The sequence below is a fragment of the Gemella sp. 20925_1_85 genome (assembly GCF_041433735.1).
Classification (GTDB): Bacteria; Bacillota; Bacilli; order Staphylococcales; family Gemellaceae; genus Gemella.
The window spans coordinates 1-10,328 of the sequence record NZ_JAPWCC010000042.1 but is presented as its reverse complement, the minus strand read 5'-3'; the positions used below and the strand labels follow the sequence as shown (position 1 = coordinate 10,328).

At 33.7% G+C, this 10,328-nt stretch carries 10 protein-coding genes; all 10 read right to left on the bottom strand.

Going from position 1 to position 10,328, the window contains the following annotated elements:
* Positions 1-33 precede the first annotated feature (33 nt).
* Positions 34-252 carry an NUDIX hydrolase gene (locus tag O3884_RS08800; protein WP_371452993.1) on the bottom strand — a complete coding sequence of 73 codons (219 nt, stop codon included), beginning with the start codon at positions 250-252 and terminating at the stop codon, positions 34-36.
* Positions 253-300: 48 nt separating this feature from the next.
* Positions 301-504 (bottom strand): NUDIX domain-containing protein, encoded by a 204-nt coding sequence (locus tag O3884_RS08795; protein ID WP_371452992.1) that lies wholly within the window; start codon positions 502-504, stop codon positions 301-303.
* A gap of 94 nt (positions 505-598) precedes the next feature.
* Positions 599-1,474, bottom strand: coding sequence for a UTP--glucose-1-phosphate uridylyltransferase GalU (gene galU, locus O3884_RS08790; protein WP_294683673.1), 876 nt, complete (start codon positions 1,472-1,474; stop codon positions 599-601).
* A gap of 256 nt (positions 1,475-1,730) precedes the next feature.
* The gene (locus tag O3884_RS08785) at positions 1,731-3,068 is read right to left on the bottom strand and encodes a S1C family serine protease (RefSeq protein ID WP_371452990.1); all 1,338 of its coding nucleotides are present in this window, start codon (positions 3,066-3,068) and stop codon (positions 1,731-1,733) included.
* Positions 3,069-3,381: 313 nt separating this feature from the next.
* Positions 3,382-3,915: a hypothetical protein gene (locus O3884_RS08780; RefSeq protein WP_371452988.1), complete on the bottom strand. Its 534-nt coding sequence runs from the start codon at positions 3,913-3,915 to the stop codon at positions 3,382-3,384.
* Between the two features lie 26 nt (positions 3,916-3,941).
* Entirely contained in the window at positions 3,942-4,643 is a 702-nt protein-coding gene (gene pgeF, locus O3884_RS08775) for a peptidoglycan editing factor PgeF (RefSeq protein ID WP_371452986.1), read from the bottom strand.
* Between the two features lie 57 nt (positions 4,644-4,700).
* Positions 4,701-5,528: a KilA-N domain-containing protein gene (locus O3884_RS08770; protein ID WP_371452984.1), complete on the bottom strand. Its 828-nt coding sequence runs from the start codon at positions 5,526-5,528 to the stop codon at positions 4,701-4,703.
* 258 nt (positions 5,529-5,786) lie between these two features.
* On the bottom strand, positions 5,787-6,011 hold the full coding sequence (locus tag O3884_RS08765) for a KH domain-containing protein (RefSeq protein ID WP_314159891.1): 225 nt from the start codon (positions 6,009-6,011) through the stop codon (positions 5,787-5,789).
* Between the two features lie 10 nt (positions 6,012-6,021).
* Positions 6,022-8,451: a leucine--tRNA ligase gene (leuS, locus tag O3884_RS08760; protein ID WP_371452982.1), complete on the bottom strand. Its 2,430-nt coding sequence runs from the start codon at positions 8,449-8,451 to the stop codon at positions 6,022-6,024.
* Positions 8,452-8,957: 506 nt separating this feature from the next.
* On the bottom strand, positions 8,958-10,328 hold a 1,371-nt coding region (locus tag O3884_RS08755; protein WP_371452980.1), incomplete at its 5' end, for a C39 family peptidase.

Below are 10,328 nucleotides of genomic sequence, written 5' to 3'. Positions count from 1 at the left end.
ACTTATCCATATTTTTTCATGGATAAGTTCTTTTTATAATATCTCCCAATTTTTATATACTACTTTCTCTAACGCATCTTTATCATTACTTAATTCCTGTTTCAATTTCAAAATCAATGGTGATGAATTCTTTATATCTAACTCTTTCAAGTCTACCCAATATACTCCACTAGAATCATTTAGTTCATCTTCCAACTTTTCTAAAATCGTATCTTGCTGTTCGAGATTAATATCAACGTCATAAAATACCATAATATGGTGTACTGTTCGATTAGATTCTTCTACAAAGACATCATAAACTCAGCAGTTCACATATTTTTCTATTTCATACCCAGTTTCTTCTCGGAATTCTCGAACTAAGGTTTCTGTAAGTCCCTCATTTTCTTTCTGACTACCCCCAGGTAAATCAAATCTATTTTTATAAGGACCTCTTTCCTTTTTTATAGATAAAAGCTTATTACCTCTAATACATATTCCATAAATTCCAATGTGATTAACAATCATAATATACCTTCCTCAATTCTTTAAAAAAGCGGGGGTGACTCGACAAAATCGATTTCTCCGAAATCACGATTTTTGAGTCACTCCCGCTTTAATCTTATTCTAATTCTGCTAATTTAGCTTTTAAATATGGCACTAATTCATCTTTCAGATCAGATTTAAGTGCGAAATCGATAGTAGTTTTAACAAATCCAATTGTTTCTCCTACATCGTAACGTTTACCTTGGAAGTCATATGCATAAACATTTTCTTCTTCGTTTAACATTTGGATAGCATCTGTTAATTGAACTTCTCCACCAACACCTACTTGTTTTTTAGCTAGGTGTTTGAAAATTCCTGGGTTAAGAACGTATCTTCCCATAATCGCTTGGTTAGATGGTGCTGTTCCCGGAGCTGGTTTTTCTACGAACTTCTCTACTTCATATAAATGTCCATCTTGACTCTTAGGCGCAATAACACCGTATCTGTGAGTCTGATCTTCTGGAACTGTTTGAACACCAATTACAGAACATCCTGTTTCTTCTGCTTTATCAATAAGTTGTTTGATTGCAGGGTATTCATCATTGATTACAACATCATCACCTAGTAATACTGCAAATGGCTCATCACCGATGAAACTACGAGCTGTTAAAATCGCATCCCCTAGTCCTGCCATTTCTTTTTGACGTACGTAGTGAATGTTAGCAAGTTGCGTTGGGTACTTAACTTTTTCTAACATTGCTAACTTACCTTTATTTTCTAACTCAACTTCTAACTCAACGTTTCTATCGAAGTGGTCTTCAATAGCTCTTTTTTGTTTACCAGTTACAATAATTATATCTTCAATTCCAGCTTTCACCGCTTCTTCTACTATGTATTGAATTGTAGGAGTATCGATAATTGGAAGCATTTCCTTAGGTAATGCTTTAGTCGCAGGAAGGAAACGTGTACCGTATCCTGCAGCTGGAATAATCGCTTTTCTTACTTTTTTCATGTATTCACCTATATTCTTTTCTAAAATTTAACAAACTAATAATAACATATTTTCATCGATTTGGCAAATTATTTTCTTATTTTCAAACTATATAAATAACATTTTCAATTTAGAACTCTTTAATGTCACCGATAATGAATATTGATATTATGTTTTTTCATTAAATTCTTTATTGTTTTTTTCTTTCGTTTCGAACATTTATCGAACAACACTAGAAAGAGAACTTAGAATGGAAATCCATCCTAAGTTCTTATATTTATCTTGTATTTAAAGCTTGAACAACTACATTTGTTGTTTGTTCTTTACCATTTCTATAGTAAGTTACTTTTACAGTATCTCCAATTTTTGATTTCTCAAATAGGTATTTTCTAACTGCAGCAACATCTTTTACTTCTTCACCATTTAATTTTGTAATGATATCATATTTCTCTAAACCTGCTTGTGCAGCTGGAGTACCATTCTCAACGTAACGAATTACTACACCTTGTTTACCTTCATATTTTAATTGAGATTTAACAGTATCGCTATCTACTGTATTAACTGATACTAATTGTACTCCTAATGCAGGTCTAATCACTCTACCAGATTGTTCTAATTGTTCAGTGATAAGTTTTACTTCATTTGAAGGAATACCAAATCCAATTCCCTCAGCGCTTACGTTTGCAGTTGCTTTAGCAATCTTAGATTCGTTAATACCGATAAGTTTACCTTCACTATTGATTAGCGCTCCACCACTATTACCTGGGTTAATAGCTGCATCCGTTTGGATTACAGTTTGGTTCCAGTCATTTTTACCATCTCCATCAACGTCCATAGGAATTTGTCTATTTACAGCCGATACGATACCTTTTGTAACAGTATTAGATAAGTTAACATCTAAAGGTGATCCGATAGCAAACGCTGTTTCACCAACTGCGATTTTATCACTATCAGCAAAATCCATTGTTGTAGTTACATTATCACCACTGATTTTTAATACAGCAAGGTCTGTCCAAACATCAGTCCCGACAACTTCTGCATTTACATTAGTCCCATCACTTAAAATAACAGATAACTTCTTAGCTCCATTAACAACGTGATTATTAGTCACGACATAAGCTGTATTTCCAACTTTTTTGTAGATAACTCCACTACCACTTGAAGCAGCTTTTAGTTCACCCGAATCATTTCCAGATCTGCTAGAACCTCCTAAGATAGACTCTAAGCTGTTATTTGAGTTACTTTGATAATTTACGATTGATACTACCGCATCTTTCGCTTTTGAAATTGCATTTACTGTGATTTGTTCATTATCTTTATCTTCTTTTGTCGCTGTCACTGAAGAATTTAGAGCCTTACCAGTTCCCATTACTGCTTGCGCTCCAAAAACACTAGTAGCTCCTAGAGCAAACGCTGCAAAAACAGTTAGGAATAATTTCCCGTAGTTATTTTTCTGCTGAACAGGCACTTGCCCACTATTCATCTCTTGATAATTTTCATAGTTGTTGTATTGAGAATTTTCTATATTATCATAATTTTGATAATCATTTTGTTCATTATAATTTCCTTGATTGTTAAATTCTCTATTATTTTGGTTGTTATTTCTATTTTCCATAAGAATCCTCCTTTTAATCCTTATTTATATTATTTTAAGTTTAAACGTGTTTTACTTACACTTTTATAATATCAGTATCAACTTAAACGAAGTTTAAAGAAAAGTTTAAATGTACTTAATATTTTTTTACGAATTACGTATAAGATATTTGCCGTAAGATATCATAAACTTAATAATTCTATATATAAATTATATGAAAAAAATAAGAACTATGCAACATTTGTAACCTAATGAAACCTAAATAAAAAAACTCAAACGCAATTAATTCATCCTTGAAGTTCAAACATGACAAAATTGCGCTTGAATTTTATTTTTATACTAATACTATATATTTTTTACAGATATCTGCGAAGAATCCTTGAACATCGCCCGCTTTAAGCATATCTTCTTGTTCTTGATCCACAATATAGTTCTCACTAGCTTCCATAACCGCAAGAAGTCGTTTAAAAGTATCAGCAAATAATGTTTCATCTTCATTTAGTAGATAGTTGAAGTTTTGTTCAGCAAAAAATGGAACGAAAACCTCTCTAAATGCGCCTTGACGAATTCTACCAATAAGTTTTTCTCCACTAGCTGTAACGAATAAGTCACCTTGCTTTTCTATGAATTCCTTCGCTTTGATATGACTAGAAAAAATCTGGAATCCTTCCGCTTCTTTGTACTCTCTAAAAACAGGAATTTTAAGACCTTGTTCTTCGTAAAGAGCTTTATCGACTATCACAAAAACCTCTTCCAAATCCCAGAATTCTTTCGCTATATAATAAAATGCTACACGCCATCTACTATCACTTTTCGGCAATCTTTTAAATGTAGCTACTTGTTCTACTAATTTAATATCTTTTTCCAATACTATTTCCTCTATTCTATGTGAATTTAATCTAATTGAATTATTGTTCCAATACGTTTTGGAGTAGCATTATCTAGTCTATATGAGAAGAATTTATCATTATCTCTTACCGTACAGAAATCAATAATTTTAATGTTATCTTCTAGTATACCACATTTTTTCAATAATTCTTTATTCAATTTCCATAAATCCAAATAATATTTACCATCAACCTCTTTATAATAACCGTCTACTTCCAATGCAGCGAATTTTTCGATAAGATCATAAGAAACTTCGTAATTATCAACACTAACCGATGGACCTATAATGGTCTTGATATCTTCTATCTTACAATTATATTTATTTATCATGATATTTACCATTTCCCCGGCAATATTCCCATATGTCCCGCGCCATCCCGCATGAGCTAAGGCTACTACACCTTGCTTTCTATCATAGAAAACAACAGGCACACAGTCCGCTGTAAAAATCAACAACGGAGTATCTTGAAGATTGGTAATTAAACCATCCGCCTCCTTACCATTTTCAGCAGCATTATCTCTTGATTCAACAATACGAACATCTGCACCGTGAACCTGAGTGTTATAAACTATGTTATCATGATTAAATCCATATTTAGCAGAGAAATTTTTCATATCTTCACTACTCTTTGCATCAACATTCCTATTAGTGAATGCTATTTTTATATTGTCATCATTAATTAAATATCCATCAACTATTTCTCGCATAATAACCTCCTTTTTAAATATTATTTATACATAAATTATTTCAAAATCAGCATAGATTTATTTTAATTTTTTTAACTCCTGTAATGCTTTTTGATTATTTTTAATTAAAATATTTTGTTGTTCTATTGCAATTTCATTTAATTTTTGCAATCTAACTTCAGCTGATATCCCTGATTTTAACATATCTGCATTTAATATTTGTAAATTGTTCATTATCATTAACTGTTCAATAGTTGAATTATCCCTTAAATTTCCTTCTTTCTCAGGATATTCATTTTTAAATTCTTTTGCAGTCATTCCGTATAGAGCCATATTTAAAATATCGGCTTCACTAGCATACTTATGTCTTATTTGTTTAATGGTAAGTGCGGGTGTAATTAAATTATTTTTTATTGCATCTGTATGAATAGTATAATTTAATTTTGAAATATATCTATTAGTTTGCCATTCTAATTTATTTTTATATGATTCTTCCTGTTTTAATCTCTGATAATCTTGAATGATATATAATTTAAACTCTGGAGAAATCCAAGAAGCAAATTCAAATGCAATATCCGAATGTGCATAAGTCCCACCATATCTACCTGCTGTTGATCTTATCCCTACTGCATTTGTTGTTTCTATCCATTTTTTAGGAGACATTACGAAACTATTAAGACCTGCTTCACTTCTAAACTGGTCGAATTCGACCAGTTTAAAATCTAGATTATTCATTTTCTCCCAAGCCCCTAAAAACTCTAGAGTATTCCTATTTCTTAGCCAATTTTTTATAATATCAGCAGGATTTTCCGAGTCTTTATATCTGGCAATGTCAGTTAAACTAATATAATCTGTATTTGAAGTTAATAATGCAATTTCATTACCATTAGCTTTAATTTTTACCATTTTATATCCCTTCCTTTATATTTAATTATAACTTTTTAATATTTAATGTTTTCTTATCATATAGAACCTACAATATAACTACAATCTTCTATCAGCAAGTCTCATAAATTAATTCTTCTCTCAACTAATTATACTATATCTATTTTAAAAATTAAATTAATTGCAGTTCTTTCTAAATCAACTAAACTTCCATTCACCCAAAAAAATAGGAATCTGAAAAATATCTATCTTTCAGACTCCTATTAAACATTTATCTTATTATTCTACTAAATCTAAGTAAACTTTTTTACTAAATGTTGTTGAATTTAATACAGTACGGATTGCGTTAATCACTGTACCTTTTTTCCCTATAATACGCCCACAATCATCTGGGTGTACTGTTAAAATGTAGTGTTCACGTGCATTTTTAACGAATTTTTCGATTTTGATTTCATCTTTATGCTCAACAATTTCGCTAACAATACTATAAATTAATTCTTCCATGTGTCTCTCCTTATTTAGCTACGATATTAACTAATCTTCCAGGAACTACGATTACTTTCATAACTTGTTTTCCTTCGATTAATTCTTTCACTTCTTCATTAGCTAGAACGATTTGCTCTAATTCAGCTGGTGTTAAGTCTTTCTTAACGTCTAATTTAGCTTTAACTTTACCCATAAGTTGAACTACGATTTCTACAGTATCACTTACAAGTTTGCTTTCATCAAATGTTGGCCATGGTACGTATGAGATTGACTCAGTGTTACCATAGATTTCCCACATTTCTTCAGCAAGGTGAGGTGCAAATGGCGCAAGAAGTTGGATAAATCCTAACGCATATTTACGAGGGATGTATTCAGCTTTATAACAGTCATTTACAAATACCATAAGTTGTGAAATAGCTGTGTTAAATCCAAGAATTTCGATATCTTCTGATACTTTCTTAACAGTGTAGTTATAGCTTACTTCTAATTCTGCATTATCTTTATCTTGAACTTTGTCATTTACTTTACCAGTTTCTTCATCTACGAATAGACGGTATACTCTATCTAAGAAACGACGAGATCCATCTAGACCATTTTCACTCCATGCGATTGAAGCATCTAATGGCCCCATGAACATTTCATACACACGTAATGTATCAGCACCATGAGATACGATAATATCATCTGGGTTAACTACATTACCTTTAGATTTAGACATTTTTTCTGGACGACCATCTTTACCTTCAGCAAGAATCATACCTTGGTTGAATAGTTTTTGGAATGGTTCACGAGTCGGAACTAGACCTAAATCATAAAGTACTTTGTGCCAGAAACGAGCATATAGTAAGTGAAGTACTGCGTGTTCTGCTCCACCGATATAAACATCTACAGGTAACCAGTATTTTAATTTCTCTGGATCTGCGAACATTTCATCATTGTGCGGATCAATGTAACGTAAGTAGTACCAACAAGAACCAGCCCATTGTGGCATTGTGTTAGTTTCACGCTTACCTTTTTTACCAGTTTCAGGATCTACTACATTTAGCCACTCTTCAATATTCGCAAGTGGAGATTCTCCTGTTCCTGATGGTTTAATGTTGTCAGTTTCTGGAAGTAATAGTGGAAGTTCACTATCAGGTACTGTAGTCATAGTACCATCTTCCCAGTGGATAATTGGAATTGGTTCTCCCCAATAACGTTGTCTTGAGAATAACCAGTCACGTAGTTTGTATGTAACTTTACTACGTCCAACTTTGTTTTCTTCTAAAAATTCAATAACTTTTGCGATAGCTTCTTCGTTGTTTAATCCGTTGATAAAGTCAGAGTTGATGTGTTTACCATCACCGTAGAATGGTACAACAACTTCACCATTATCTTCGATAACAGCCTTGATTGGTAGATTAAACTTAGTCGCAAATTCATAGTCACGCTCATCGTGCGCAGGAACAGCCATAACAGCTCCAGTTCCGTAGCTTGCAAGAACGTAGTCCGCAATCCAAAGTTCAACTTTTTCACCATTTACAGGGTTAATCGCATAAGCTCCTGTGAATACTCCTGTTTTATCTTTGTTAAGGTCTGTTCTTTCAAGATCAGACTTACGTTTAACGATGTCAAGGTACTCCTCAACAGCCGCTCTTTGTCCTTCTGTAACGATTTCTTCTACTAGTTTGTGTTCAGGTGCAAGTACACAGTAAGATAAACCAAATACAGTGTCAGCACGTGTAGTGAATACTGTGAATGCTTTATCAGTTCCTTCAATTTTGAAGTCAATCTCAGCACCAACAGATTTTCCAATCCAGTTACGTTGCATTGCTTTAAGACTTTCTGGCCAATCAAGAATATCTAAATCAGCAAGAAGTTTTTCAGCGTAATCAGTAATTTTTAGTACCCATTGACGCATAGGACGACGCTCTACAGGGTGTCCTCCACGCTCAGATTTACCATCAATAACCTCTTCATTAGAAAGTACTGTTCCTAATGCAGGACACCAGTTTACAGGTACTTCATCAACATAAGCAAGTCCTTTTTCATAAAGCTTTTTGAAAATCCATTGTGTCCATTTGTAGTAGTTAGGATCTGTTGTATTTACTTCACGATCCCAATCATAAGAAAATCCTAATTCTTTAATTTGGCGACGGAACGTGTCGATATTAGTTTTAGTAAAGTCTCTTGGGTCATTACCAGTATCTAGCGCATATTGCTCAGCAGGTAATCCAAATGCATCCCATCCCATTGGGTGAAGTACATTGTACCCATTTGCTCTTTTATATCTACTTAAGATATCAGTAGCCGTATACCCTTCTGGGTGACCAACGTGTAGTCCAGCTCCTGATGGATAAGGGAACATATCTAATGCATAAAATTTCTCTTTTGTATGATCATCTAATGTTTTGAATGTTTTATTTTCATCCCAATATTTTTGCCATTTTTTTTCTATAACTCTGTGGTTATATACCATAATTTAAGCACACTCCTTCGCTTTCAAGTTCTCTAAGTTATAGTATACCAATTTTAAAGACTTTTAGCAACAACTGTTATAATTTAGTGCAAAAATAATTAAATGGGAGTGACTCAAAAATCGTGATTTCGTAGAAATCGATTTTTTAGAGTCACCTCCGCACAGTTTATTAGATATCTAAAAAGCTTTTATAAAGTGAATTTAGATATCAATAAACCACTTGCGTTGTACGTTAGAATTTTTAGTGCCAAAGGCACGTTAAAATTCTTACGTATAACGTATGCAAGGACACACCAAGAAGTGAGTCATAAGACGAAACTGATTGGATTGTGTCTACTGCTGAGGCTATGAGTTTTCATATGAACTTTTTTCAAAATCTAATACTTTGGAGTCATCCCCATTATAAAACTATCAACAACCTGTCTTATAAACCTAATATTACAACAAAAAACGACACAGGAAATCAGATTTCTTAAAAATCAATATTCCTGCATCGTTCTATTCTATTATCCGATTGCTACGAATGATCCACCGATGTTAGTGTCATATGGATCTGTACTTCTTTGGTTCCAGATAGTATTAATGTCATACCATTTTCCTGTGTTATACGCACTATCAGGATCCATTGCCTTAGTCTTACCATTGCTGTATCCACTTAAGGCGATAGCGTGAGTTAATCTACCTTTTGCGAAAATACCATTTCCTACTGTCGCAAATACGGGTTTACCGCTTTGTAGTGCTGCAATAAGTTGTTCTTTAGTTGAAAGTACTGTGTGTTTGTATCCATAAGCATTAATCGCATAAACAGCACCTTTTCCTGATGTTCCTAATCCACCAACGTTCATTTCGTTAGTGTTATTGTAGATTGTATCTGCTACAGCTGTTGGAAGAACTTTTTGTCCTAATCCATTGAATACCATAGCTAATGATGTTGGTACACATCCACTTTGTGCCATTGTTCCAAGTCCATATCTTCTATTAGCCCAACGGTAATCACCTTGGTAGTATTGAGGCATATTTAAAGCAGCTGTGTTTTTGTCCGCTTTAGCATAGTTAGGTACCCATTTACCACTAGAGTCTACGTAGTAACGGCCATTATCTACCCATGCACTCTTAGCCATCTTACCATCAGCGCCAAGCCAGTAATCTCCTACCCACTTATTGCGTGCTAATGATCCGTCTTTTTCATAATAGTACCATTCTCCACCGTTACGTTTTTGCCATCCTAGTTCATCATTAATGATAACTTTTTTCTTGATTGATGGATCTTTTTTACCAGATTTATCTACGTAGAAACGATCGTTGTCTACCCAGTTATCTGTTACCATTTTACCATCTTTTCCTACCCAGTAAGTATCACCAATCCATTTATTACGTGCTTTTTCACCGTTGTCATAGTAATACCAAGAGTTATCTTCTTTTTTCCAACCTTGTTTTTTCTCTGCTGGTTTTGTTTCTTCTGGTTTCTTAGCATCTTTTACCCATGCTCCATTAGGCCCTACGTAGTAACGGCCGTTATCTACCCATGAGCTTGTTGCCATTTTACCATCAGCTCCAACCCAGTATGTGCTACCGATCCATTTGTTACGAGCTAATGTTCCATTTTCGTAATAATACCAAGTATTTCCTTCTTTCACCCAACCTTGTTTCTTCTCTACAGGTTTTGGCGCTTCTGGTTTCTTAGCGTTCTTATCCCATAATCCGTTAGCACCTACGTAATAACGGTTGTTATCTACCCATGCATTTGTAACCATCTTACCATCAGCTCCTAGCCAATAGCTTCCTACCCATGCGTTTTTAGTAATTTGACCTTGGTAGTAGAAGTACCACGCGTCACCTTCTTTTATCCATCCTTGTTTCTTCTCAACTGGTTTTGG